Here is a 25,225-nt window from a genome sequence, read left to right as displayed (position 1 = left end):
GCGCAGGACCGTTGGCGCCATGGATGGCGCCATCGAGCCCCCATGGACGGGTTTACGGCGTGTCCTGCGCCACCCACCCGCCCGGCCAAACACGAGATACGCATTGCGCGTCCAGCCACGAGGGGCTGCGCCGTTGGCTGGAACAACCTGTTACCCATACGGGGCATGTCCCCGTCACAGCCTCATGCGATGCTGATCGCCTGATCCCTGCCAGCGAGAACGCCCGCATGACCACCATCATCGCTCCGCGCGTGCACGACATCGGCGGACTCGAAGTCCGACGCGCCGTCCCCACCCTGCAGGCACGCAGCATTGGTTCGTTCGTGTTCGTCGATCAGATGGGGCCTGCTCTCATGCACCCCGGCACCGCCATCGATGTGCGCCCGCATCCGCACATCGGTCTGGCCACCGTCACCTACCTGTGGTCGGGCGCCATCGGCCACCGCGACACGCTGGGCTCGGACCAGGTGATCCGCCCCGGTGACGTCAACTGGATGACCGCTGGCCGCGGCATCGCCCATTCCGAACGCACGCCGCAACCGGACCGCGATCACGACAACCCGATCCACGGCATGCAGACCTGGGTCGCACTGCCGAAGTCGCATGAGGAAATCGAGCCGGCGTTCTACCACCATGCCGCGGCCACCCTGCCCGAGCAGCGTCGCAATGGTGTCTGGCTGCGGGTGATCGCCGGCCGCGCCTACGGCGAGGAATCGCCGGTGAAGGTGTTCGCCGACACCCTCAACGTGGCGATCGACCTCGACCCGGATGCGGAAATCGATATCGACAATGGCCACCGCGAGCGCGCGCTGTACATCCTCGAAGGCGACGCGCAGTTGGATGGCGTTGACATCCCGGCCCAGCACCTGGTGATCCCGGAAGCCGGTGCGGTGGGCCGCCTGCGCGCGAAGACGCCAGTCAAGGCGATGCTGTTCGGTGGAGAGCCGCTGGACGGGCCGCGTCACCTGTGGTGGAACTTCGTCTCCAGCTCGAAGGAGCGCATCGAGCAGGCCAAGCACGACTGGGAAGCCGGCCGCTTCGGCACCATCCCGGGCGATGACAAGGAGTTCATTCCGCTGCCGCAGTACTGAACATCGCGTGTTGCACACACCCGTAGGTGTATCCCTGCACCCGGCGTTGACGCTATCGTCACTCGCCGGTCACTGAAATGTGACCGACCACACAGTTCGGACATCTTTCAAAGGAGTGCAACACATGAGCATGGGTAAACGCTTGTCCGCCGAATTCCTCGGCACGTTCTGGCTGGTTCTGGGTGGCTGCGGTAGTGCGGTGCTGGCCGCCAAGTTCGGTGGCGACGGCAATCCGCTGGGTATCGGTTTCCTTGGCGTGGCCCTGGCCTTCGGCCTGACCGTGGTGACCGGCGCCTATGCGTTCGGCCACATCTCCGGCGCGCACTTCAACCCCGCGGTCAGTGTCGGCCTGTGGGCCGGCGGTCGTTTCCCGACCAAGGACCTGATCCCGTACATCATCGCCCAGGTCGCTGGCGGCCTGCTGGCCGGTTTCATCCTGCTGCAGATCGCCTCGGGCGCCAGCGGCTTCGCCATCGATGGCAGCCAGGCTGGTGCGTTCGCCAGCAACGGCTACGGCGCACTGTCGCCCGGTGGTTACAGCGTGGCAGCGGCCTTCCTGTGCGAAGTGGTGCTCACCGCGGTGTTCCTGATCGTGATTATGGGCGCCACCCACGGCAAGGCACCGGCCGGGTTCGCGCCGCTGGCGATCGGCCTGTCGCTGACCCTCATCCACCTGATCAGCATCCCGGTCACCAACACCTCAGTGAACCCGGCCCGCTCCACCGCCGTGGCCTTCTTCGCCGGCAGCGGCGCGATCAGCCAGCTGTGGCTGTTCTGGGTCGCCCCACTGCTGGGCGGCGCGATCGGCGGCATCATCTACAAGTGGCTCGGCAACGACCGCTGAGTCCTGTGCGGACCATTGCGGCCGACCATCGGCCGCAATGGTTACTCGTGTAACCGCGATTTGTGCGATCGCTCACGTTCCGTTAAGGTTGAGTTGACCGTCCGTGCACATGCCGGACGGGGCGGCATCCGGGGATGGGATGCCAAGGCCGCCGCCCCTGTGGCGGAGCCAAACGACACATCACCTTGGGGGATGCATGAAGTTCGCACCTGTAGTGTTGTCGAGCCTGCTGTTCGCTGCGGCCCACGCCGCCGCACAGGCTCCCACCGAATGCCCTTCGCTGCCGGCCAGCAGTGGCCTGCAATGGCAGCAGCTGGTGCAGACCGATTTCCAGGTCTGCCGCGCCAGCACCGGCGATGGTCGTGAAGTGCTGAGCCTGATGCTCAGCGCACGTGACCCGTCCATTCCCCTGAACCGTTCGCTGCGCCAGGAAAAGGGCAGCTTCGGTGGTGAGTCACTCTACTGGTACCAGCCGGACCTCGGTGGCCAGCAGCCTCCGGGCTATGCCGAGCGCCGCATCAGTGTGGTCAAGCTCGACAAAGGGCGTTACGCGCAGATTTCGCTGTATCCGGACAGCCCGCAGGAACTGGGCTCGCTGCAGCAGCTGGCGCAGGGCATGAGCCTGACCCCTTCGGCCGTGGCCGCCGGTCGCTGACCGTGACGGGGATGACTGCCTTGCAGCATCCCCGCCGCATCCAACGCGCTGGACATCCGCCGGGCATGGCCCGGCGTCCCCCCTCAGAACTTGCCTTCCTGGAAATCGACGAAGGCCTGCATCAGTTCCTGCCGCGTGTTCATCACGAACGGGCCGTGCCGCATCACCGGCTCGCGCAGCGGACGGCCGGCCACCAGGATCAACCGCGCGCCTTCGCTGCCGGCCGAAACATGCAGCTGTTCGCCACCGCCCAGCACCGCCAGTTCCTGGCGTGCAACGTCGCGCGCGGCGTCCTGCTCACCCACGGTCATTGCACCTTCGAACACATAGGCAAACGCGTTGTGCCCTTCCGGCAGCGCGTAGGTCCAGGCCCGATCCGGTGCCAGCGTGATGTCGAGGTAGAGCGGATCAGTGGCCGGCTGCACGATCGGGCCGTGGGTACCGTCCACGCTGCCGGCGATCACCTTCACTTCCACGCCGGCTTCCGGCTTCACCACCGGAATGCGCTCCGGCGCGAATTCCTGGTACTTCGGGTCGCTCATCTTCTCCTTCGCCGGCAGGTTCACCCACAGCTGGAAACCGCGCATCTGCCCGCTTTCCTGCTCGGGCATCTCCGAATGCACCAGGCCGCGGCCGGCGGTCATCCACTGCACGCTGCCAGGGGTCAGCAGGCCTTCGTTACCGTGGTTGTCGCGGTGCCGCATGCGCCCGTCGAGCATGTAGGTGACGGTCTCGAAACCGCGGTGCGGGTGTTCCGGGAAGCCGGCGATGTAGTCCTCGGCGCGATCGGTGCCGAATTCATCGAGCAGCAGGAACGGATCCAGGTCGGGCAGCGTCGGGCCACCGATGACGCGGGTGAGGCGCACACCGGCACCGTCGGAGGTGGGCATGCCACGGATGGTACGCAGCACGCGGACCGGCTCGGGAAGGCTCATGGCGACTCCTGTTGTATGGATGCCAGTGAAGATGGACGCCACATGGCCGTACGCCAATGGATGGCACCGCAACCAATTGTTCCATCCCTGATGTTCGCTGCACGTCAGCACCCCCTGCGTACGACCAAAGTACTAACGCCGATTCGTCCTGTGCCGATTGACCCTGCCGTGGGCAAGCGGGACTCTTTGACAGTCTTTCCGGGAGAGAGCACCTCATGAAAGGGTTTTCCAAACTGGGCTGGGCGGTACTCGCTCTGCTCGGCGCGTTCTGTCTGGGCACCGTGGCATTGCGCCGCGGCGAACACATCAATGCCCTGTGGATCGTCGTCGCCGCTGTGTCGCTGTACCTCGTCGCCTACCGCTTCTACAGCCTGTTCATCGCCAACAAGGTGATGCAGCTCGATCCGACCCGGGCCACTCCGGCGGTGATCAACAACGATGGCCTGGACTACGTCCCGACCAACAAACACGTACTGTTCGGCCATCACTTCGCCGCCATTGCCGGTGCAGGTCCGCTGGTAGGCCCGGTACTGGCCGCGCAGATGGGTTACCTGCCCGGCCTGTTGTGGCTGGTGGTCGGCGTGGTGCTGGCCGGCGCGGTACAGGACTTCATGGTCCTGTTCCTGTCCAGCCGCCGCAACGGCCGTTCGCTGGGTGACCTGGTCCGCGAGGAGATGGGCCAGGTGCCCGGCACCATCGCGTTGTTCGGTGCGTTCCTGATCATGATCATCATTCTGGCCGTGCTGGCGATGGTGGTGGTCAAGGCGCTGGCGGAAAGTCCGTGGGGCATGTTCACGGTAATCGCAACGATGCCGATCGCCATCCTGATGGGCGTGTACATGCGCTACATCCGTCCCGGCAAGATCGGCGAGATCTCGGTGGTCGGCCTGATCCTGCTGCTGGCAGCAATCTGGTTCGGCGGCAAGGTAGCAGCGGACCCGACCTGGGGCCCGGCCTTCACCTTCACCGGCACCCAGATCACCTGGATGCTGATCGGCTACGGCTTCGTCGCCTCGGTGCTGCCGGTGTGGCTGCTGCTGGCCCCGCGCGACTACCTGTCGACCTTCCTCAAGATCGGCACCATCATCGCGCTGGCCATCGGCATCCTGGTGGTGATGCCAGAACTGAAGATGCCGGCACTGACCCAGTTCGCCGCCAGCGGTGATGGCCCGGTGTGGAAGGGCGGCATGTTCCCGTTCCTGTTCATCACCATCGCCTGCGGTGCGGTCTCCGGCTTCCATGCGCTGATTTCCTCCGGCACCACACCGAAGCTGCTGGCCAATGAAGCGCACATGCGCTACATCGGCTACGGCGGCATGCTGATGGAATCGTTCGTGGCAGTGATGGCACTGGTGGCCGCATCGATCATCGATCCGGGCATCTACTTCGCAATGAACAGCCCGGCGGCCGTGATCGGTGCCGATGCGGCCTCCGCCGCGCACTACATCACCAACACCTGGGGCTTCACCATCACGCCCGAGCAGCTGACCGCGACCGCGGCGGCCATTGGTGAGCCGACCATCCTGCATCGCGCCGGTGGTGCGCCAACGCTGGCAGTCGGCATCGCGCAGATCCTGCACCAGGCGATACCGAGCAGCAGCGACGCGATGATGGCGTTCTGGTACCACTTCGCGATCCTGTTCGAAGCGCTGTTCATCCTGACTGCCGTGGACGCCGGCACCCGCGCCGGACGCTTCATGCTGCAGGACCTGCTGGGCAACTTCGTGCCGGCGCTGAAGAAAACCGAGTCGTGGACCGCCAACATCATCGGTACCGCCGGCTGCGTGGCGCTGTGGGGCTACCTGCTGTACACCGGCGTGGTCGATCCGTTCGGCGGCATCCAGACCTTGTGGCCACTGTTCGGCATCTCCAACCAGATGCTGGCCGGTATCGCGCTGATGCTGGGCACGGTGGTGCTGTTCAAGATGAAGCGTGACCGCTATGCGTGGGTCACTGCCGTACCGGCCGTATGGCTGCTGATCTGCACCACCTACGCCGGCTTCATCAAGATCTTCGACAGCAACCCGGCACAGGGCTTCCTGGCGCAGGCACACAAGTTCCAGGCCGCCCTGGCCAGCGACACCATCACCGCGCCGGCCAAGTCGGTGGCGCAGATGAAGCAGATCGTGGTCAACGCCTACGTCAATACCGGCCTGACCGCGCTGTTCCTGCTGGTGGTCGGTGCGGTGCTGGTGTATTCGATCAAGACCATCCTGGCGGCACGCCGCAATCCGCAGCGGACTGACCGTGAAACCCCGTACGTGGCACTGAAGCCGCATGAAATGGTGGACCTGTGATGAGTACCCAACTGGTTCCCGTCGGCCAGTACCAGGCGCACCGCCGCATCTGGCGGCGCCTGGTGCAGACCGCACGACTGTGCTGTGGCATTCCTGATTACGACAACTACGTCCGGCACATGCTGGAGAAGCATCCGGACCAGCAGCCGATGGACTACAAGACGTTCTTCCGCGAACGTCAGGAAGCGCGCTACGGCGGACGCAACGGCGGACGCTGCTGTTGAGGATTGGGTGCCGGGCTTGCAGCCCGGCGCCCGCAGAGGCAACGGCAACGGCAACGGCCGAAGCGTCGGCTCTGGTTTTCCGTGGATATGGATACCCGTGAAATGCATCCACGCATGGCGTGGATCTACCTGGTGCAGGCAAAAAGAAAGCCGCGCGTGGGCTCGGCTCTACACGGGGAGCGCGGGTTCACGGCACTTGCCGTGAACCCGCAACATGTCCGTCAGGTCAGAACTCAGGCACCGGCCATCCACTTCAGGATCAGGCCGGTTACATAGGCCAGCCCCGTGCCTGTGGCATAGCCGACCGTACCCAGCAGCACGCCTACCGGCGCCAGTGTCGGATGGAAGGCCGCTGCGACCACCGGGGCAGATGCCGCCGCACCGATGTTGCCCTGCGAACCAATCGCGAAGAAGAACAGCGGTGCGCGCAGCAGCTTGGCCACCACCCACAGCACCAGCACATGGGTCGCCATCCAGATTGCACCAAGCAGGAACAGCCACGGCCGATCCAGCAGCGACAACAGGTTCATCTGCATGCCGATGCAGGCGATCAGGAAGTACAGGAACACCGTGCCCAGCCGCGATGCACCGGCGGCTTCCAGGCGGCGCGCGCGGGTGAAGCTGAGCGTCAGGCCCATCGCGGTGGACAGCAGGATCACCCACACGAACTGGCTGTCCAGGCTGAACTGGCTGGCCCAGCTGACGTTGGACTTGAACCAGCCCGAAAGCGGCGCGGCGATCGCATGCGCAAGGCCGACGCCACCCAAAGCCACACCCACAATCACCATCAGGTCGGTCATGCTGGGAATGCGTGCGTTCTGCGCCTCGTAGGCACTGATGCGTGCCTTCATTTCGTCGATGGCACGGGTGTCGGCACCGTTGCGGGTGTCGATCTGCTGCGCGCGGTTGGCCATGAACAGCAGGATTGCCATCCACAGGCTGGCGCAGGCCACATCGACTACGGCGAACTGGCCGAAGGTGGTGGCATCGGTACCGAACACTTCGCGCATGGCGACCATGTTGGCACCGCCACCGATCCAGCTGCCGGCCAGTGCGGCCATGCCGGCCCAGGTGTCACCGGCCACCGTTTCCGGATGGATCAGCTTCATCAGCTGGAACGAGACGATGGCACCGAGCATGATGCCGGCGGTGCCGGCGCAGAACACGATCAGCAGCTTGGGACCAAGCTTGGCGATGCCCTTCAGGTCGATCGACAGGGTCAGCAAGACCAGCGCGGCAGGCAGCAGCACATCACGCGCGACCGGGTTGTACAACGACGTGTTGTGGCCATCGATGACACCGGCGGTGTTGTAGATGGCCGGAACGAAGTAACACAAGAGCAGTGCCGGCACCCAGGCGAAGATCTTCTTCAGCAAGGGCGTCGGACCACTGGCAGCCCAGAAGATCAGGGCGAGGGTGGCGGCAATCAGGCCCAGGCCAACGATGTCGTTGCTGATCAGGGCAGTAGCGGGTTCGGTCGGCATGGGATCCTCTGTCGATCGAAAGAGCGGGAAAAAAAGCGCCGCATGAAGCGGCGCAGTATGAGATTAACATTGTCTTCACGCCGGGTCATGCTGCAGTGCCGACCACGACCACATCCCCTCAGGGAGCCCACTCATGCAGCTTGGCGCCTTTTCGGTCAGCCTCTCGGTGAAGGATCTCGCGGTTTCCCGCACCTTCTACGAGGCCCTCGGCTTTTCAGTCACCGGCGGTGACCCGGCGCAGAACTGGCTGGTGATGCGCAGCAACGTCACGGTGATCGGGCTGTTCCAGGGCATGTTCGAAGGCAATCTGCTGACCTTCAACCCCGGCTGGGACCAGCACAAGCAGGAACTGCCCCGCTTCCAGGACGTGCGTGAGCTGCAGGCCGCACTGGATGCCAAGGGTATCGAACTGGCGGTCCGCACCGATCCTGATGGCCAGGGTACGGGCTATCTGCAGCTGGCCGATCCCGACGGCAACGTGATCTTGATCGACCAGCACGTGGCGCGGCCGGCGGGCGGTGACGCGGACAGCATGCCAACCTAGATTGGCATCTACCGGGACACGGCCAGCCATTGCCTGGGTAGGCGTCGACCTTGGTCGACGGACAGCATGCCAACCCAGGTTGGCATCTACCAGGGCATCTGGATCAGGATGGGCGCGAGGCGCTGAAGTCCAGGCTCGCCCGCGTGCCACGCGGTTCGCAGGGTTGCAGTTGCAGGGTCCAGCCCAGGTGCTCGCACAGCCGCGCGATCAGGTCCAGGCCGATGCCGCCGCGGTCGGTTCGCTCGCCCCGCGCCATCCGCGCATGGATCGCCGCGATCTCCTCGGGGCTCATGCCATGACCGGGGTCCTGCAGGGTCAGCACCGCCGACGCGCTCAGCCGCAGTTCGATATGCCCACGCCCACTGTTCTCGATGGCATTGCGCAGCAGGTTGCCGATCGCCGCCTGCACCACCGCCAGCGGCGCAACAATGTCCACCGGCGCCGCCTGGATACCGATGCTCAGGTCCTTGTCGCCCAGCAGGTGTCGATGATCGTCGACGATCTCCGGCAGCAACTGGTCCAGCGCGATGCGCTCGGCACGCGAGGCCAGGCGATCGGGATCACGGGCCAGTACCAGCAGCAGCTCGATCAGCTGCTCCACGCCCTGTGCGGTGCGCAGCACGCGCTGGATCTGCTGGCGCGCACGCTCGGGCAGGCCCGGCTGCTCCAGCGCCAGCTCGGCGGCACCGGTCATCACCGCGATCGGCGTGCGCAGCTCATGGCTGGCCGTGCTGATGAACACCCGCTCGCGTTCGACGAACTGCTCGTTGCGATCCAGGTAGTCGTTCAGTGCATCGGCAATCGTGTGCAGCTCGGAGCTGCCGCGCGGATCAACATCGATGCGCTGGCCCTGCGCCCCCGGCCGCAACGTGGCAATGTGCTGGGCCAGCAGGCTCAGCGGGCGCACCATCCGTTCCATGCCGAACGAGGCCATCAGTACGGTAACGAAGATCATGATCACGCCCGCCAGCATCACCCAGCGGGTCGCGAACTGCTCCAGGTCGTGGAAGTCGGAGATGTCCAGCGCCAGCGCCACCCGTCCCATCGACTGGGTCTCGCGCACCATCACCGCCATCTCGCGGCCCTTCACCATCACCCCGTCATGCAGTCCGGGATGCAGGGTGCGCAGGCTGTCGGGCAGGTTGATCGCATCGAAGCGGTAGAGACTGAGCGTGTCCGAATCCTGCCAGCGGTAATGCGGCTCGTGTTCAACATGCTCGACGATGCTGTCCAGTTCGGAATTGAGCAGCGCGCGCCACGCCGCGTGCTCGGCATGCTCATGCACGTAGTTGCCAACGCTGAACACCGCCAGTGACAGCAGCGCCAGGTACCCCAGCAACCACCACAGCACGCGCCGGTACAGCGGGCCGGGCTTACGCACCTTCATCAGGATCCTTGCCAGCGTCGCTGCCGGCGGTCACAGCCAACCGATAACCGACCCGCGGCAGGGTATGGATCAGCTTTTCGCCAAATGGCCCATCGACGCTGCGGCGCAGTTCGTAGACGTGTGAACGCAGCAGGTCGCCATCCGGCGGCTCGTCACCCCACAGGGCAAATTCCAGCTGCTGGCGGGTGACCGCACCGGGACTGGCCCGCATCAGCACCTCCAGCAGTTTGCGGCAGGCCGGGTACAGGTGCAGCACCTGGCCCTCACGCTGGGCTTCCAGGGTCGCAAGGTCCAGCACGAGGTCGCCGACCTGCAGCCGCTTGCGCGGGTTGCGCCCCTGTGCGCGCAGCAGCAGGGCCTCCAGCCGTACCTCCAGCTCAGGCAGCGCGAATGGCTTGGTCAGGTAGTCATCGGCACCGGCACGGAAGCCGGCGATCTTGTCCGGCAGCTCGTCGCGCGCGGTCAGCATGATCACCGGCACCTCCGAAGCGTGCTCGGCGCGCAGCCGGCGCAGCACCTCGGGGCCCTCCATGCGCGGCAGCATCCAGTCCAGGATCACCGCATCGTAGGGGTGGCTGCCGGCCAGGTGCAGGCCGGTGATGCCATCCGGGGCCACGTCGAGCACGTGCCCGCGCGACTCGAAATAGTCGAACAGGTTGGCCACCAGCTGGCGGTTGTCCTCGATCACCAACAGACGCATGCACGAAACATCCACGGAAGTTCGTAGCATGGTAGCGCTGCTCATGTCGGAATGCGGTCGCCCTGCCCCGTTCTGACGCTTTTTCCACCTTTGTCACCTCAAAGTGGCTGTTTTGCTCCCGGAGCCTGCCGTGCCCGTAGCCTTTCCCCGCCAATGGCGCCTGCCCCTGTTGTGGCTGCTGATCATCGCTGCGCTGGCAGCGGGTATCGGTCTTCGGCAGCCACAGCCACCGGACGAGCCGCGCTTCGTGCTGGCGGCCAGAACCATGGTCGAGAGCGGGCAATGGCTGTTGCCGCACCGTGGCGTCGAGCTGTATGCGGAAAAGCCGCCGGTATTCATGTGGCTGCAGGCGGCCGCCTATGAAATTGTCGGCAGCTGGCAGTGGTCGTTCCTGTTGCCGTCATTGCTGGGTGCCCTGCTCAGCCTGTGGCTGGTGTCCGATCTGGCACGGCGGCTGTGGACACCGCGGCATTCCGTCTATGCCCTGGCCGCGCTTTTCTGCACCCTGCAGTTCGGGTTGATGGCCAAGCGTGCTCAGATCGACATGGCGCTGGTCGGTATGACCACCGTGGCCCTGTGGGGGCTGATGCGCCATCTGTGCGAACGTCGCAACCTGCCTGCACTGTGGCTGGCGGGGTTTGCCGCCGGGCTGGGTACCGTGACCAAGGGCGTGGGCTTCCTGCCGCTGCTGATGGTGCTGCCCTGGTTCGGCTGGTGGCTGTACCAGCGCCGTCGCGGGTACACCGTGGACGGCCCGCATCCTGCCACGCTGCTGTGGCTGATTCCCGCGTTCCTGCTGGGCGTGGGAGTGTGGCTGGCGCCGCTCGGCTGGGCCCTGCTGCATTCACCCAGCGCCGAACTGCAGGCCTACGCACATGAACTGTTGTTCAAGCAGACCGGCACCCGCTACGCCAATGCTTGGCACCACCGGCAGCCGGTCTGGTACTACCTGCAGGTGATTCTGACGCTGTGGCTGCCCGGCAGCCTGCTGCTGCCGATGTTGTTCAAGCCCTGGTGGCGCCGCCTGCGTCGTGGCGACCGTCGGCAGTGGCTGTTGCTGGGCTGGGCCGTACTGGTGCTGGTGTTCTTCAGCGCCAGCCCGGGCAAGCGCGAGGTGTACCTGTTGCCGATGCTGCCGGCGCTGGCCCTGGCCGTAGCGCCGCTGCTGCCGGGCCTGCTGCGCCGCCTGTGCGTACGCCGCTACCTGTTCGGCTACAGCATGGTGCTGATGCTGGCCACCGGCGTGCTCGGCGTGATGTTGATGACCGAGCATCCCTGGGCGGTGGCCCAGTTGGAACGCCGTGCAATGCCAGACACCCTGCTGCCGGTGCTCGGTGATGGCCTGCTGACCTTCGCCATCGCCCTGGCCACGCTGATCGTGTGGTTGCGGGTACGTCGTGCTGCAACGCTGGTACTGCTCACCCACGGCATGCTGTGGATGCTCTACGGCCTGGTGTTGATTCCGGCGCTGGATCCCTACGCCTCGGCCTCAGCGCTGATGCGCAGGGTTGGCGCGAGGATCGGCCCGGACGCCGAACTGGCCCTGGTCGCCTGGCGCGAGCAGAACCTGCTGCAGGCCGATCGCCCGGTGCGCGAGTTCGGCTTCAAGCGACCGTGGGCAGAGCAGTGGCACGACGCCGGCCCATGGCTGGCCGAGGCACCGGGCAAGCGCTGGCTGCTGGTGCTGGACGACGCGATGAGCCCCTGCGTGGATCCGGCCAAGGTGATCGACATCGGTGTTGCCAATCGCAATCGTTGGCAGCTGCTTCCCGGTACCGCGTGGGACGCGGAATGCCATGCCGAACGGACCGGGTCGACCGCCGAAGAAGACTGAACGTTGGCCCGTGCCGGGCAAGCATTAACCCGGCACGAACGAGCGTCCGACCCTTCTCCGACATCCAGGTGACGAGCATGACCGCGGATTCCCGAACCGCCCCTTCCCAGCATGCCCGTCCGTCCCCTTGATTCGGTAGCGCCGCTTGCGACATCGCCACTGGCGTCACGATTTTCCGTAACTCACCTCTGGCTGCCTGTCGCAATCGGTCTGCCCGTGTTTACGCTGCTGATGGGATTCGGCGGTGATCAATGGGTGGCCGACCACCTGTTCCGTCTTGAGGGCGGCCATTGGGCGTTGCAGGACGCCTGGGTCACCCGCACACTGGTGCACAAAGCCGGCAAATGGCTGAGCACGGCAGCAGCCCTTGTGGCGATTCTGCTGTGCTTCCACCACTGGCGTAAGGGTCGCGATCGCACCCTGCGGTGGGCGCTGCTTTATGTCGTAATTGCCATGGCGCTGGGCACGGGTGTGATCTCCCTGCTGAAGTCGCTGGTGCCGATGGAATGCCCCTGGGACCTGCTGCGCTACGGCGGCCACCAGCCTTTCATCGGGCTGTTCACCGTGCGCCCAAGCGGCATGTCGCCCCAGGCCTGCTTCCCCGCTGGCCACGCCAGCGCCGGCTACGCTTGGCTGTGCCTGTACTTCTTCGCACTGTTGTGGCGTCCTGCCTGGCGCTGGGCCGGGTTGTGGATCGGCCTCGGTGCTGGTCTGGTGTTCGGCATCGGCCAGCAACTGCGCGGCGCCCATTTCCTTTCCCATGACATTGCCACTGCAATGATCTGCTGGCTGCTTTCGCTGGGCCTGTACCTGATCGTCAAACGCGTCCTGATCCGCCGTCAGCTGGACCGTCCCAACCGCCAGGAGGCGAACGCATGAGTGCATCGGTCCAACGCCCCGCCCGCCTCCCTGCGTTGGCGGGTCTTCTTCGCTGGCGTCCACAGCTGTCCACCGAAGCATTGATCACGCTGACCAGCCTGTTCTTCGCAGTAGCCGGCAACGGCCTGTTCTGGCACAGCGCGATGGCCAGCCATCCGGGCAGCCTGCGTTACGCGCTTTCGTTGCTGCTGTTGCTGCTGGGCGCGCACGGCCTGCTGCTGGGCATCCTGGTCTGGCGCTGGAACGCCAAGTTGGTGATCAGCGTGCTGCTGTTGGTGACCGCGTTCGCTGCGCATTACATGAGCCGCTACCACATCTATCTGGATGCGGACATGCTGCGCAATGTGCTGGCGACCGATCCCAAGGAAAGCCGCGAGCTGATGACGGTGTCGCTGCTGTGGCCGGTATTGCTGCTGGCAGTGCTGCCGATGGTGGTGCTGTGGCGCGTGCAGCTGCGCCGCCGCAGCTGGGGCCGCAGCCTGTTGTGGCGCATCGGCTTCCTGGTGGTGGCGGCGGTGACCGCACTCGGCGGTGCGCTGATTTCGTTCCAGGATGTTTCGGCACTGATGCGCAACCAGCGCGAAGTGCGTTACCTGGCCACCCCGGCCAACGTACTGCTCGGCCTGCCGCGTGCACTGCGCGGCGACAACCCGGTGCAGCGCGCACCGAAGCTGCCGATCGGCACCGACGCCAAGGCCACCCCACGCGCAGCAGCCAGCAAGCCGCGCCTGCTGGTGATCGTCATGGGCGAGACCGTGCGTGCGCAGAACTGGGGCCTCAACGGCGGGCGCAACACCACCCCGGAACTGGCACAGGCCAGCGTGGTCAATTTCCCCGATATGCATTCGTGCGGCACCAGCACCGAAGTCTCACTGCCGTGTCTGTTCTCGCCGTGGGGCCGCCACGACTACGACGAGAAGAAGATCCGCGCACACCAGTCGCTGCTGCACGTATTGAACCGCGCCGGCATCGCCCCGTTGTGGCGTGACAACCAGTCCGGCTGCAAGGGCGTGTGCGAGGGCCTGGACTTCCAGTCGCTGTCCGACGCGACCACACCGGGCCTGTGTGCCGATGGCCGCTGCATGGACGAGATCCTGTTGCAGGATCTGGCCGCCCAGGTACGTGCGAAACCGGGCGACCGGGTGGTGGTGCTGCATCAGCTGGGCAACCATGGCCCGGCCTACTTCGAGCGCTACCCACCGGCGTTCCGACGCTTCACCCCGACCTGCGACACCCGTGACATCGGCCGCTGCTCGCGCGAAGAAATCACCAACAGCTACGACAACGCCGTGTTGTACACCGATCACTTCCTGACCAGGACCATCGGCACGTTGCAGGGCATGCAGGACTACGACTCGGCGATGATCTACCTGTCCGACCATGGCGAGTCGTTGGGCGAGAAGGGCCTGTTCCTGCACGGCGTGCCTTACGCGATCGCCCCGGCCGAACAGACCCGGGTGCCGATGACGATGTGGTTCTCGCAGGGCTTCGCCAGCAGCCGCGGATTGAACCTGCAGTGCCTGCGCACACGTTCGGCAGCGTATACCGACCACGACAACCTGTTCCCGTCGGTGCTGGGTCTGATGCAGGTGAAGACATCGCTGTACGAGCGCGACCGCGACGTGTTCGCCAACTGCGAGAGTTAGGGTTTGTCGGCAGGGCTGCGCCCTGCACCCGCAGAGGCAACGGCAACGGCCGAAGCAACAGCAACAGCGGGGTTCCTGTGGGTAGGCGGGGTGGGTCCGGTGGCGGGAGACGCCGTGAACCCATCCATGGGGGCTTGGCCGCGGCATCCATGCCGCGGACACTCCCGCCACCGGACCCACCCCGCCTTCGACAGATTTCCGCTGCTGTTGGTGGGTGCCGACCGTTGGTCGGCACGGGGTCGGATCCGAATTTGAGCCTCGATTTCTGACAGGTCTCATCCACGCATGGCGTGGATCTACTGCCATCACCGAATTGCGTCTGGGGCAAAGCCCCCTGAGTCAGGGGGGCGGCCGCGAAGCGGCGGGGGTCTGGAAGCTGATAAGCGGGGCCCGCGTTTCGCGCAGCGAAGCGTGGGAGCGACAGCGCGCATGCGATGTCGCGGTCCCCGGGCGCCGCCCGGCCGACTTCCGCCACTTGCGGTGGCAACGCCTGCCCACTAGCCTTCGGCGGTCGTTCACCACCCAAGGACCGCCCGTGAAACACCGTCATCTCCTGCTGGCCTCGGCAATCGCCGCCGCCACGCTGGCCCTGGCCGCCTGCAAGAAGGAAGCTGCGCCAGGTACCGACACCGCCAGCAGCAGCGCCCCGGCCGGCGAAACCGCCGACCAGTTCGTGGCCCGCATCAATGCCGAATTCAAGGCCGCCTACCCGGAGATGACCTCGGCGCAGTGGCTGTCCTCCACCTACATCAACAGTGATTCGGAACGCATCGCGGCCAAGGCCAACGAGCGCTCGCTGACCCAGCTCAACAGCTGGATCGAACAGGCCGCCAAGTTCGATGGCAAGCCGATGAGCGAGGACAGCAAGCGCGCGATCCACCTGCTGAAGCTGATGTCCTCGATGCCGGCACCGCGTGACCCGGCCAAGCTGGCAGAACTGACCCAGATCGCCACCCGCATGGAAGGCAGCTACGGTGCCGGCAAGTACTGCACCGATGCCAACGATCCGAACTCCTGCCGCCAGCTGGGCGAGCTGGAGCAGGTGCTGGCGCGCAGCCGCGATTACGACAAGCAGCTCGACGCATGGCAGGGCTGGCACAGCACCACCAAGAGCATGCGCGGCGACTACCAGAAGTTTGTCGGCCTGGTGAACGAAGGTGCCAAGGGCATGGGCTTCACCGATGCCGGCCAGATGTGGCGCAGCGGCTACGACATGCCGCCGGAGCAGATCGGCCCGGAAACCGACCGCCTGTGGGAGCAGGTCAAGCCGATGTACGAGCAGCTGCATTGCTATGCACGCGGCAAGCTGGACAAGACCTACGGCAAGGACAAGGCCGAAGTGGGCAACGGCCTGATCGCGGCGCATCTGCTGGGCAACATGTGGCAGCAGGACTGGTCGAACCTGTGGGACCAGCTGGAACCGTACCCGGGTGCCGGCAGCCTGGACATCACCGCTGCGCTTGAAAAGCAGTACCAGACCAACCTTAGCGCGGCGCTGGCCAAGGCCGGCAAGGATGCCAACGTAGCGGCGCAGTACAAGGCGCAGCGCGAGGCCGAACTGCGCACCGCCAAGCAGATGACCGAGCGCGCGCAGGACTTCTACGTGTCGCTGGGCATGCCGTCGCTGCCGCAGTCCTACTGGGAAAAAACCCAGTTCATCAAGCCCGATGACCGCGATGTGGTCTGCCACGCCAGCGCCTGGGACATGAACATGGAAGGCGACGTGCGCACCAAGATGTGCATCAAGCCGAACGAAGAGAACTTCACCACCATCTACCACGAGCTGGGCCACATCTATTACGACCTGGCCTACAACCCGCTGCCGCCGCTGTTCCAGGGCGGTGCCAACGATGGCTTCCATGAAGCAATCGGCGACACCATCGTGCTGGCGATGACGCCCAAGTACCTCAGCTCGATCGGCCTGGTCGATGCGCCGACCGAAAGCCGCGAGGCGGTCATCAACAACCAGATGCGCATGGCGCTGTCGGGTGTGTCGTTCCTGCCGTTCGGGCTGATGATCGACCGCTGGCGCTGGGGCGTGTTCGATGGCTCCATCACCGCCGACAACTACAACAAGGCGTGGTGGGACCTGAAGGCCAAGTACCAGGGCGTGGCCCCGGCCAGCACCCGCGGCGAAGAGTTCTTCGATCCGGGCGCGAAGTACCACGTACCGGGCAACACTCCGTACACCCGCTACTTCCTGGCGCGCATCCTGCAGTTCCAGTTCTACAAGGGCCTGTGCGATGCCTCCGGCTACAAGGGCCCACTGCATGAGTGCACCTTCTACGGCAACAAGGAAGCTGGCCAGAAGTACTGGGCGATGCTGAGCAAGGGTGCCAGCCAGCCGTGGCAGGCCACGCTGAAGGAACTGACCGGCACCGACAAGCTCGATGCCGGCCCGATGATCGAGTACTTCAGCCCGGTCAACGAATGGCTGAAGCAGCAGAACGAAGGCCAGATGTGCGGCTGGCAGGCCAACGCGGCCCCGGCGACGAAATGAAAAAAGGGGCGGATCCGCGAGGATCCGCCCCTTTCTGGTAGTGCCGGCCGCTGGCCGGCAACTACGCGATGAAGACCCAACGGGCAGCCGGCCAGCGGCCGGCTCTACCGAAATGCCTGTCAGCTGTTCTTCTTCGCGGCCATCGCTGCGGCCAGTTCGGCCTTGAATTCCTCGAAGGTCTGGCCCTTTTCCTTCGCTTCGGCCTGCGCAGCATCACGCAGTGCATCCGAGTACACCAGGCGCACCGGCGTGCCGTTGCGTTCGTGCAGTTCGCCGGCCTGCATGATCAAGGCCAGCACCTGGGCAGCACTCTCGCTCTGGCCGGCAATGCGGCCATCCATGCCCAGCACCCATTCGCCATCGCGCCGGACGATACCGGCCAGCAGCGTGCGCTGCGGGTCGCGCAGTTCGGCATGCGGCTCCACCGGCGAGGCCTGCGCGGCTGCCTTGTTGGCGGCCTGCTTTTCCTGGCGACGGCGCTGGTCGCGGCGGATCTTGGAGCTGGTGGACATGATGCGGTACCGCTGCGAGGGGGGCGCAAGGATAACGCACCCCGCCCGCAGCACCGCTTCACGCCACCGCTCAGTCCAGCACTTTGCCGTGCCGCCAGTAGCCCATGAAGGTGATGGCCCGGCGGTCCAGCCCGCAGTCACGCACCAGATGGCGGCGGATCGCCATGACCGCACCCGCCTCGCCGGCCACCCAGGCATACAGCGGTCCGGCCACGCTGGCATCGGCCTGCTCCCACAGGATCTGCGCGTCGACATCGATCTCTTCCAGCGCATCGCCGGCAGCCACGCTCGAGGTCGCTGCCAGCCGTTCCTGGACCGCCTGCAGCAGCGGCTGGCCATAGGCGGCCTGCCCACGCGGCAACCACACCAGCTCGGCGGTGCCCGGCGCTTTCAACGGCACCGCGTCGCCGGCCTGGGCCACTTCCAGCAATGCCAACGTGCGCGGCGGATCAGGCATGGCCGCCAGTTCCTCCAGGATGCCCGCCACCGCAGGCAACGCCGTCTCATCGGCCACCAGCAGTACCTGGCCGACACCGGCCGGCGGCTTCCATTCCCAACCTTCGCTGCTGTCGGCACAGTCGGCATCGGGGGCCAGCAGCACGACACGGTCACCCGGCCGCGCATGCATGGCCCAGCGCGAAGCGGGCCCGGTCACGCCGTGGATGACGAAATCAACGTCGACCTCGCCCTGCTCGGCACGCAGCTGGCGGATGGTGTAGGTGCGCATCGGCGGCCGCAGCTCATCAGGCAGGGCCCGGTAGCGCGGATACCAGTCCTCGCCGCTGGGCACCTGTGGCACCTCCTGGCCGGGCAAGGGGAAGAACACCTTGATCCGCTGGTCCGGGCCTTCGGTCTTCATCCGCGCCACGTCGGCACCGGTGAACACCATGCGGTCCAGGGAAGGGGAAAGAACGCGGCGCTCCTTCAGCGCCACCTCGAACAGGCGGTAGGTCTGCTGCGCAGCCATGGGGGTACCTCATGCGACGACATCGGATTGGCTGGCTGTCGTGCATCCACGCACCGGCTGGCTGGAATGCCCAGCCTAGTCCGGTTGTCCGCGGCTGCAAGGATGTGCCGGCATCCCCGCCAACCCTACCCCTGCACGCTGCTCAATGGCCCGTGCAGGCTGCCTGCGCCGCGCGCTCGCGCTGGTGTTCCCAGTACCAGAACACGAAGCCGGCGCCGAAGAACGCGGCCTGGCCCAGCGCCAGGTGCAGCGGGCTGGCGCTGAGCAGCGGCGACACCACGCCGGCCACCACGGTACTGATCATCAGCTGCACGAACGCCTGCAGCGACGAGGCCAGGCCGCGCTGGTGCGGGTACATGTCCAGCACCGCCAGCGCCAGGATCGGGAAGATCAGCGCCATGCCCATGCCGCCCAGGAAGATCGGCATCACCGCCCACGGCAGTGCGAACTGCGGTGCCAGGCCGACGTAGCCGATGTTCAGCAGCACCGACAGCGCGCACAGGCCGAAACCGATGGCGACCTGTCGCGTAGGGCTGCTGTGCCCGGCCATGCGCCCGGACAGGAACGAGCCGGTGGTCATGCCGCCGATGGTGGGAATGAACAGCCAGGCGAAGCCGCCCTCGCCCAGGTGCAGGTGCTGCATCACGAACACCGGCGCCGAGGAGATGTACAGGAACACGCCACCGAAGCCGATGCTGCCGGCCAGCGCCAGGCGCAGGAAACGCGGATTGAAGCCAATGCGCACGTAGTCGCGCAGCAGCACGCGCGGTGACAACGGCACGCGCGCCTCGACCGGATGGGTTTCCGGCAGGTAGCGTGCAGTGGCCGCCAGCAGCACCAGCGCGAACACCACCAGGAACCAGAAGATCAACGGCCAGCCAGCGCCGCTGAGCAGGATCCAGCCACCGATGATCGGCGCGATGGCCGGGGCGATACCGAACAGCATCGACACCTGGCTCATCAGCCGCTGCGCGTCGTGGCCGTGGTACAGATCGCGGATTACCGCGCGGCCGACGATCATGCCCACGCCGGCGGACAGGCCCTGCAGTGCGCGGAACGCCAGCAGCGTGGTCAGGTCGGTAGACAATGCACAGCCCACCGAGGCGCCAACGAAGATCACCAGACCGCCGAGGATCACCCGCTTGCGGCCCCAGGCGTCGGACAGCGGTCCATGGGCCAGGCTCATCAGGCCGTAGAACAGCAGGTAGACGCTGATGGTCTGCTGCACCGCCACTTCGTCCACCGCCAGGCGCTGGGCCAGCTGCGGGAACGCCGGGAAGATGGTGTCGATCGAGAACGGACCGAACATGGCAAGGCCAGCAAGCAGCAGGGCCATGCGGCGGGTGGAAGGAGCAACAGCGGCGGTCATGGAGAGGCGTCCGGCAGGGCCATGCGCGGCACGCACGGCGGGCGCCAGTCCCCTGAAACAGGGACAGCGCCAGATGAATTCGGGTATCCGCCCATCATAGGTGGGGATTGCGCCCCGCGCCATGCACGGATGCACAAAACGCACGGCCGGGCCATCGGCCATTCAGGCGCAGCGGCGCCTCCCGGGAGCGGCCGGCCGGCGCGCAACGGGCTATAATCGGCGGGCAACACGGTGGGAGAAGCGGAACACCGCTGCCGAAGGCGCAACGCCCGTAATCGCTCAGGCCCGATACCACCCGTAACAGAACTCTGGAGAGACCGGTTCAATCCGGCGCCGAAGGGGCAAGAAGCAGCGGTCCGCCGCGCTTTCAAACTCTCAGGCAAAAGGACAGAGGGGCGCCCCGCAGACCGCCGACCGGCGGCTTGTGCCCGTGCGTGTGCCCTTTCCTGACGGATCCTTCGCCATGTCCCAGAACACCCCTTCCCTGCGTGAGCTCGAGCATCATTCGGCCTTCGTCGAGCGCCACATCGGCCCCAACGATGCCGAGATCGCGCAGATGCTCGGCGTCATCGGCCACGCCTCGCTGGATGCGATGACCGATGCCATTGTGCCGGCCAAGATCAAGTCGCCGGCACCGCTGGCGCTGCCGGAGTCGATCACCGAAGTGCAGGCGCTGGCGAAGATCCGCGCGATCGCCGACAAGAACACCGTACTGCGCAGCTTCATCGGCCAGGGCTACTACGGCACCCACACGCCGAACGTGATCCTGCGCAACATCCTGGAAAACCCGGCCTGGTACACCGCCTACACCCCGTACCAGGCGGAAATCTCGCAGGGCCGCATGGAAGCGCTGATCAACTTCCAGACCCTGTGCGCCGACCTGACCGGCATGGAAATCGCCAACGCCTCGCTGCTGGACGAAGCGACCGCCGCCGCCGAAGCGATGACCCTGGCCAAGCGCTCGGCCAAGTCGAAGTCGGACACCTTCTTCGTGCACGACGCCGTACACCCGCAGACGCTGGAACTGCTGCGTACCCGCGCCGAACCGATGGGCATCGTGCTGCGCGTCGGCACCCCGGCCGAAGCGCTGGAAGCGGAAGCCTTCGGCCTGCTGCTGCAGTATCCGGATACCTTCGGCCAGGTGGGCGATTACAAGGCGCTGGTCGATGCGGTGCATGCACGCGGCGGCCTGGTGGCGGTTGCCACCGACCTGCTGGCGCTGACCCTGCTGACCGCCCCCGGCGAATGGGGCGCGGACATCGTGGTCGGCAACAGCCAGCGTTTCGGCGTGCCGTTCGGCTTCGGTGGCCCGCATGCTGCGTTCATGGCCTGCCGTGACGCCTACAAGCGTTCGATGCCGGGCCGCCTGATCGGCGTCTCGATCGACGCGCAGGGCAACCCGGCCTACCGCCTGACCCTGCAGACCCGCGAGCAGCACATCCGTCGCGAGAAGGCCACGTCCAACATCTGCACCGCGCAGGTGCTGCTGGCGGTGATGGCCTCGATGTATGCCGTCTACCACGGCCCGGAAGGCCTGACCCGCATCGCGCGCCGCACCCACCGCCTGGCTTCGATCCTGGCTGCGGCACTGCGCAAGGCCGGCGTGCAGGTCGGTGGTGACTTCTTCGACACCCTGCATGTCACCGGCGTGCACGCCGATGAGATCCACGCCAAGGCCCGTGCCGCCGGTTACAACCTGCGTGCGATCGACAGCGACTCGGTCGGCATCAGCCTGGACGAAACCACCACCCGCGCCGACATCGTGGCCGTGGCTGCCGTGTTCGGTGCTTCGCTGGACGTGGACGCACTGGATGCCAGCACCGCCGACGCCCTGCCGGCCGGCCTGCTGCGCCAGTCTGAATTCCTGACCCACCCGGTATTCAACACCCACCACAGCGAGCACGAGCTGCTGCGCTACCTGCGCTCGCTGGCCGACAAGGACCTGGCGATGGACCGCACGATGATCCCGCTGGGCTCGTGCACCATGAAGCTCAACGCCACCGCCGAGATGATTCCGGTGACCTGGCCGGAGTTCTCGCAGATCCATCCGCTGGTGCCGGCCGACCAGGCGCTGGGCTACAAGGAACTGATCGACTCGCTGGAAGCGATGCTGGTCGAATGCACCGGCTACGACGCAGTGAGCCTGCAGCCGAACTCCGGCGCGCAGGGCGAGTATGCCGGCCTGCTGGCGATCCGTGCCTACCACCGTTCGCGCGGCGAAGACCATCGTGACATCTGCCTTATCCCGGACTCGGCGCACGGCACCAACCCGGCCTCGGCGCAGATGTGCGGCATGAAGGTGGTGGTGACCAAGACCGACGCCAACGGTAACGTCGACGTCGAGGACATCCGCCTCAACGCCGAGAAGTACAGCGACCGCCTGGCCGCGATCATGATGACCTACCCGTCCACGCACGGCGTGTTCGAGGAAGAGGTGGTGGAGATCTGCGAGATCATCCACAAGCACGGCGGCCAGGTGTACACCGACGGTGCCAACATGAACGCTCTGGTCGGCGTGGCCAAGCCGGGCAAGTGGGGTTCGGACGTTTCCCACCTGAACCTGCACAAGACCTTCTGCATCCCGCACGGCGGCGGCGGCCCGGGCGTTGGCCCGTGCGCGGTCAAGGAGCACCTGGCGCCGTTCCTGCCGGGCAAGCTGGGGGACCACGGCCCGGTCGGCATGGTCAGCGCGGCCAGCTTCGGCAGCGCCTCGATCCTGCCGATCAGCTGGATGTACATCGCGATGATGGGTACCGAAGGCCTGCGCAAGGCCACCCAGGTCGCCCAGCTCAACGCCAACTACATCGCCAAGCGCCTGGCTCCGCACTTCAAGACCCTGTACACCGGCCGCAACGGCCTGGTGGCACACGAGTGCATCCTGGACGTGCGCCCGCTGGAGAAGACCAGCGGCATCGGTGCCGAAGACGTGGCCAAGCGCCTGATCGACTTCGGCTTCCATGCCCCGACCCTGAGCTTCCCGGTGGCCGGAACGCTGATGGTCGAACCGACCGAAAGCGAATCGCTGCATGAGCTGGATCGCTTCATCGACGCGATGATCCAGATCCGCGAAGAGATCACCGCGATCGAAGACGGCCGCCTGGACCGCGAGGACAACCCGCTGAAGAACGCGCCGCACACTGCCACCGCAGTGACCGCCAGCGAGTGGACCCACGCCTACCCGCGTGAACTGGCTGCGTTCCCGCTGCCGAGCCTGAAGCTGCAGAAGTACTGGCCGCCGGTGGCTCGCGTCGACAACGTGTACGGCGACAAGAACGTGATGTGCGCCTGCATCCCGGTCGATGCCTACAAGGATGATGAAGTCGAGGCTTGATTCCTCGCTGCATCGGTAAAGAAAACGGCCCGCGCAAGCGGGCCGTTTTCATAAGGGCGTGTGGACCAAGGTCCACACCCACAAACTTCCGATCACGGATCCGGCATCTGCCCCAGGCTCAACTGCCACGACACGCCGAAGCGGTCCTGCACCCAGCCGTAGCGGTTGCTGAAGTCATAGTCGCCCACCGGCATCAACCAATGGCCGCCCTCGCCCAGTGCGCGTGCGGCACGTTCGAACTGCTCGGCGCCGGAACACTCCACGAACAGCGAGATCGATGGCGAGAAGGTGAAATCGTGCACATCCAGGCTGTCAAAGCACAGGTAATGGGTGCCGCCGAGCAGGAAGTTGGCCTGGCGCACCTGCCCCGGCACGCCGGCACCGGCGCCGTCCGGATGGCGCTGCATTGCCAGCAGGCGGAAATCGGCGAAGGCTTCGGCGTACAGGGCCAGGGCGGCCTCGGCCTGGCCGGTGAACATCAGGAAGGGGCGACTGCGCAGCATGCGGTACTCCTGGTCGACGGGCCGGTGACGGCCCACACGATCAGGATGGCACGGCGGATGTGCAGCCCCCGTGGTAGTGCCGGCCGCTGGCCGGCAGCATCAATCACGCCTCGCGCATGCGCCGTGCGATGGCACTGCCGGCGGCGATCGTGGCGGTCAGCGCCACCATCGACAGGAACTGCAGCCGGGTATGCGACTCGCTCAGCAGCAGGCCGAAGATCAGTGCCAGGATGCCCAGCGCACAGACGGTCAGCCATGGGAAACCGGCCATGCGGAACGGCAGGCGGGTGCCGAGGCGGTCGGCGCGGCGGCGCAGCACCAGCTGCGAGACCAGCGACAGCGTCCACACCAGCAGGCAGGTGGAACCGACGATGTTCAGCAGCACCGGCAGTACCCGGTCCGGGAACAGCAGTTCCATCACCGTGGCGGCAAAGCCGAACAGCACGCTGGCCAGCACGGCGATCACCGGCACCTGGCGCGGGTCGGTCCAGCCGAGCACGGCCGGCGCTTCACGACGCTGCGCCAGCGAATACATCATGCGCGAGGCGCCGTAGAGGTTGGCATTGAGCGCCGACAGCAGCGCGATCACGGCGATCAGGGTGATGGCCGTACCTGCGCCCGGGATGCGGGCGATATCCAGCACCGCAGCGAACGGCGACTTCAGCGCCTCGCTGGTCCACGGCACCACGGCGATGATCACGCTCAGCGAGCCGATGTAGAACACCAGGATGCGCCAGGCCACGGTGCGGATGGCACGGGCGATGCTGCGCTCGGGATCTTCGGTTTCGGCTGCGGCGACCGCCACGATCTCGGTGCCGCCAAAGGCAAAAACGACAACCAGCAGTGCCGCGCCAATACCGGCCAGCCCCTTGGGCGCGAAGCCGCCATGCTCGGTGAAGTTGCTCAGGCCCGGCGAGGTCACCTGCGGCAGCCAGCCCATCAGCAGCGCCACGCCGATGGCGATGAAGGCCAGGATCGCCGCAACCTTGAGGATGGCGAACCAGAATTCGAACTCGCCGAAGTTCTTCACTCCGAGCAGGTTGATCGCGGTGAAGAACAGCATGAAGGCCAGCGCAGCCATCGGCACCGGTATCACCGGCCAGACCGAGGCCAGCAGCCCGGCTGCGCCGACGGCCTCGGCGGCGATCACGATCACCAGCTGCACCCACCACAGCCAGCCCACGGTGGCGCCAGCGGTAGCGCCCATGGCGTCGGCCGCATATACCGAGAACGCACCGCTGGTCGGTTTGGCCGCCGCCATCTCGCCCAGCGCGTTCATTACGATGATCACCAGCGCGCCAGCCACCAGATACGACACCAGCACCGCGGGACCGGCCGCCTGCACACCCACGCCCGAGCCGAGGAACAGGCCGGCGCCGATGGCGCTGCCCAGCCCCATCATGATCAGCTGGCGGGGCTTGAGCGAGTGCCCGAGGCGGGACGGCGAAGCGGTCGGAATCGAGTTGGGCATCGGCAGGGCTGGCGGCGGCTACAGGGGCGACACCTTACCCTGTCCCATGCCC

General features: G+C 66.0%; 20 protein-coding genes and 1 riboswitch. Of the genes, 11 read left to right on the top strand and 9 right to left on the bottom strand.

The window, feature by feature from the left end:
• Positions 1-227: 227 nt before the first annotated feature.
• From AC07M7_RS04610 to AC07M7_RS04600, 3 genes are all read left to right on the top strand, one after another.
• Positions 228-1,091: a pirin family protein gene (locus AC07M7_RS04610; RefSeq protein ID WP_136639996.1), complete on the top strand. Its 864-nt coding sequence runs from the start codon at positions 228-230 to the stop codon at positions 1,089-1,091.
• A 124-nt stretch (positions 1,092-1,215) separates the two neighbouring features.
• Positions 1,216-1,935: an aquaporin Z gene (aqpZ, locus tag AC07M7_RS04605; RefSeq protein WP_136639984.1), complete on the top strand. Its 720-nt coding sequence runs from the start codon at positions 1,216-1,218 to the stop codon at positions 1,933-1,935.
• 196 nt (positions 1,936-2,131) lie between these two features.
• A complete protein-coding gene (locus AC07M7_RS04600; RefSeq protein ID WP_495206833.1) occupies positions 2,132-2,590 on the top strand; it encodes a hypothetical protein in 459 nt (152 codons plus the stop codon).
• A gap of 83 nt (positions 2,591-2,673) precedes the next feature.
• Here the strand turns inward: AC07M7_RS04600 and AC07M7_RS04595 are convergent, their stop codons facing one another.
• Positions 2,674-3,525, bottom strand: a complete 852-nt coding sequence (locus AC07M7_RS04595; protein WP_136639986.1) for a pirin family protein — start codon at positions 3,523-3,525, stop codon at positions 2,674-2,676.
• A gap of 215 nt (positions 3,526-3,740) precedes the next feature.
• On the opposite strand from AC07M7_RS04595, the gene AC07M7_RS04590 reads away from it, so the two are divergent.
• Positions 3,741-5,822 carry a carbon starvation CstA family protein gene (locus tag AC07M7_RS04590; RefSeq protein WP_136639988.1) on the top strand — a complete coding sequence of 694 codons (2,082 nt, stop codon included), beginning with the start codon at positions 3,741-3,743 and terminating at the stop codon, positions 5,820-5,822.
• Positions 5,822-6,046, top strand: a complete 225-nt coding sequence (locus AC07M7_RS04585; protein ID WP_006383180.1) for a YbdD/YjiX family protein — start codon at positions 5,822-5,824, stop codon at positions 6,044-6,046. Before AC07M7_RS04590 ends, AC07M7_RS04585 begins: the two co-directional genes overlap by 1 nt.
• A 233-nt stretch (positions 6,047-6,279) precedes the next feature.
• On the opposite strand, the gene AC07M7_RS04580 is transcribed toward AC07M7_RS04585, so the two are convergent.
• Complete coding sequence (locus AC07M7_RS04580) at positions 6,280-7,530, bottom strand: DUF819 family protein (RefSeq protein WP_495206832.1); 1,251 nt, start codon at positions 7,528-7,530, stop codon at positions 6,280-6,282.
• A gap of 133 nt (positions 7,531-7,663) precedes the next feature.
• Here AC07M7_RS04580 and AC07M7_RS04575 point away from each other — a divergent pair, with 133 nt between their 5' ends.
• Complete coding sequence (locus AC07M7_RS04575; protein ID WP_495206831.1) at positions 7,664-8,074, top strand: VOC family protein; 411 nt, start codon at positions 7,664-7,666, stop codon at positions 8,072-8,074.
• A 103-nt stretch (positions 8,075-8,177) separates the two neighbouring features.
• Here the strand turns inward: AC07M7_RS04575 and AC07M7_RS04570 are convergent, their stop codons facing one another.
• Together AC07M7_RS04570 and AC07M7_RS04565 are read right to left on the bottom strand one after the other, a co-directional pair.
• Complete coding sequence (locus AC07M7_RS04570) at positions 8,178-9,461, bottom strand: sensor histidine kinase (protein WP_136639991.1); 1,284 nt, start codon at positions 9,459-9,461, stop codon at positions 8,178-8,180.
• A complete protein-coding gene (locus AC07M7_RS04565; RefSeq protein WP_136639992.1) occupies positions 9,448-10,161 on the bottom strand; it encodes a response regulator transcription factor in 714 nt (237 codons plus the stop codon). Before AC07M7_RS04565 ends, AC07M7_RS04570 begins: the two co-directional genes overlap by 14 nt.
• Positions 10,162-10,273: 112 nt before the next feature.
• Here AC07M7_RS04565 and AC07M7_RS04560 point away from each other — a divergent pair, with 112 nt between their 5' ends.
• From AC07M7_RS04560 to AC07M7_RS04545, 4 genes are all read left to right on the top strand, one after another.
• Positions 10,274-11,995, top strand: a complete 1,722-nt coding sequence (locus AC07M7_RS04560; RefSeq protein ID WP_429001000.1) for an ArnT family glycosyltransferase — start codon at positions 10,274-10,276, stop codon at positions 11,993-11,995.
• Between the two features lie 111 nt (positions 11,996-12,106).
• Complete coding sequence (locus AC07M7_RS04555; protein WP_495206830.1) at positions 12,107-12,874, top strand: phosphatase PAP2 family protein; 768 nt, start codon at positions 12,107-12,109, stop codon at positions 12,872-12,874.
• Entirely contained in the window at positions 12,871-14,520 is a 1,650-nt protein-coding gene (locus tag AC07M7_RS04550; protein WP_495206829.1) for a phosphoethanolamine transferase, read from the top strand. The genes AC07M7_RS04555 and AC07M7_RS04550 overlap by 4 nt, the downstream gene beginning before the upstream one ends.
• A 535-nt stretch (positions 14,521-15,055) precedes the next feature.
• On the top strand, positions 15,056-17,020 hold the full coding sequence (locus AC07M7_RS04545; RefSeq protein WP_495206828.1) for a M2 family metallopeptidase: 1,965 nt from the start codon (positions 15,056-15,058) through the stop codon (positions 17,018-17,020).
• 119 nt (positions 17,021-17,139) lie between these two features.
• Here the strand turns inward: AC07M7_RS04545 and AC07M7_RS04540 are convergent, their stop codons facing one another.
• From AC07M7_RS04540 to AC07M7_RS04530, 3 genes are all read right to left on the bottom strand, one after another.
• A complete protein-coding gene (locus AC07M7_RS04540; RefSeq protein ID WP_046985107.1) occupies positions 17,140-17,532 on the bottom strand; it encodes a hypothetical protein in 393 nt (130 codons plus the stop codon).
• Positions 17,533-17,602: 70 nt separating this feature from the next.
• Entirely contained in the window at positions 17,603-18,499 is an 897-nt protein-coding gene (locus AC07M7_RS04535; protein WP_046985106.1) for a siderophore-interacting protein, read from the bottom strand.
• A 142-nt stretch (positions 18,500-18,641) separates the two neighbouring features.
• Complete coding sequence (locus tag AC07M7_RS04530) at positions 18,642-19,868, bottom strand: multidrug effflux MFS transporter (protein WP_447782265.1); 1,227 nt, start codon at positions 19,866-19,868, stop codon at positions 18,642-18,644.
• Positions 19,869-20,166: 298 nt separating this feature from the next.
• Positions 20,167-20,269, top strand: a riboswitch (glycine riboswitch).
• 62 nt (positions 20,270-20,331) lie between these two features.
• Between AC07M7_RS04530 and gcvP the strand changes: the two genes are divergently transcribed.
• Positions 20,332-23,199 carry an aminomethyl-transferring glycine dehydrogenase gene (gene gcvP, locus AC07M7_RS04525; protein WP_495206827.1) on the top strand — a complete coding sequence of 956 codons (2,868 nt, stop codon included), beginning with the start codon at positions 20,332-20,334 and terminating at the stop codon, positions 23,197-23,199.
• A gap of 92 nt (positions 23,200-23,291) precedes the next feature.
• Here gcvP and AC07M7_RS04520 read toward each other — a convergent pair whose 3' ends face one another.
• Complete coding sequence (locus AC07M7_RS04520; RefSeq protein ID WP_495206826.1) at positions 23,292-23,702, bottom strand: VOC family protein; 411 nt, start codon at positions 23,700-23,702, stop codon at positions 23,292-23,294.
• Positions 23,703-23,805: 103 nt separating this feature from the next.
• Complete coding sequence (locus tag AC07M7_RS04515; protein ID WP_428709692.1) at positions 23,806-25,173, bottom strand: amino acid permease; 1,368 nt, start codon at positions 25,171-25,173, stop codon at positions 23,806-23,808.
• Between the last annotated feature and the right edge of the window lie 52 nt (positions 25,174-25,225).

Source organism: Stenotrophomonas sp. GW821-FHT09E08, assembly GCF_059416125.1.
Note: the sequence above shows the minus strand (reverse complement) of the source record. Positions and strands in the feature narration are given on the sequence as shown.

Excerpts from the sequence above, each read along its gene's own strand:
- AC07M7_RS04600 (WP_495206833.1), top strand. The coding sequence starts at position 2,132 with ATGAAGTTCGCACCTGTAGTGTTGTCGAGCCTGCTGTTCGCTGCGGCC.
- AC07M7_RS04575 (WP_495206831.1), top strand. The coding sequence starts at position 7,664 with ATGCAGCTTGGCGCCTTTTCGGTCAGCCTCTCGGTGAAGGATCTCGCG.
- AC07M7_RS04530 (WP_447782265.1), bottom strand. The coding sequence starts at position 19,868 with ATGACCGCCGCTGTTGCTCCTTCCACCCGCCGCATGGCCCTGCTGCTT.
- gcvP (WP_495206827.1), top strand. The coding sequence starts at position 20,332 with ATGTCCCAGAACACCCCTTCCCTGCGTGAGCTCGAGCATCATTCGGCC.
- AC07M7_RS04585 (WP_006383180.1), top strand. The coding sequence starts at position 5,822 with ATGAGTACCCAACTGGTTCCCGTCGGCCAGTACCAGGCGCACCGCCGC.
- AC07M7_RS04565 (WP_136639992.1), bottom strand. The coding sequence starts at position 10,161 with ATGCGTCTGTTGGTGATCGAGGACAACCGCCAGCTGGTGGCCAACCTG.
- AC07M7_RS04520 (WP_495206826.1), bottom strand. The coding sequence starts at position 23,702 with ATGCTGCGCAGTCGCCCCTTCCTGATGTTCACCGGCCAGGCCGAGGCC.
- AC07M7_RS04610 (WP_136639996.1), top strand. The coding sequence starts at position 228 with ATGACCACCATCATCGCTCCGCGCGTGCACGACATCGGCGGACTCGAA.
- aqpZ (WP_136639984.1), top strand. The coding sequence starts at position 1,216 with ATGAGCATGGGTAAACGCTTGTCCGCCGAATTCCTCGGCACGTTCTGG.
- AC07M7_RS04555 (WP_495206830.1), top strand. The coding sequence starts at position 12,107 with ATGCCCGTCCGTCCCCTTGATTCGGTAGCGCCGCTTGCGACATCGCCA.
- AC07M7_RS04580 (WP_495206832.1), bottom strand. The coding sequence starts at position 7,530 with ATGCCGACCGAACCCGCTACTGCCCTGATCAGCAACGACATCGTTGGC.
- AC07M7_RS04570 (WP_136639991.1), bottom strand. The coding sequence starts at position 9,461 with ATGAAGGTGCGTAAGCCCGGCCCGCTGTACCGGCGCGTGCTGTGGTGG.
- AC07M7_RS04515 (WP_428709692.1), bottom strand. The coding sequence starts at position 25,173 with ATGCCCAACTCGATTCCGACCGCTTCGCCGTCCCGCCTCGGGCACTCG.
- AC07M7_RS04535 (WP_046985106.1), bottom strand. The coding sequence starts at position 18,499 with ATGGCTGCGCAGCAGACCTACCGCCTGTTCGAGGTGGCGCTGAAGGAG.
- AC07M7_RS04540 (WP_046985107.1), bottom strand. The coding sequence starts at position 17,532 with ATGTCCACCAGCTCCAAGATCCGCCGCGACCAGCGCCGTCGCCAGGAA.
- AC07M7_RS04550 (WP_495206829.1), top strand. The coding sequence starts at position 12,871 with ATGAGTGCATCGGTCCAACGCCCCGCCCGCCTCCCTGCGTTGGCGGGT.
- AC07M7_RS04595 (WP_136639986.1), bottom strand. The coding sequence starts at position 3,525 with ATGAGCCTTCCCGAGCCGGTCCGCGTGCTGCGTACCATCCGTGGCATG.
- AC07M7_RS04590 (WP_136639988.1), top strand. The coding sequence starts at position 3,741 with ATGAAAGGGTTTTCCAAACTGGGCTGGGCGGTACTCGCTCTGCTCGGC.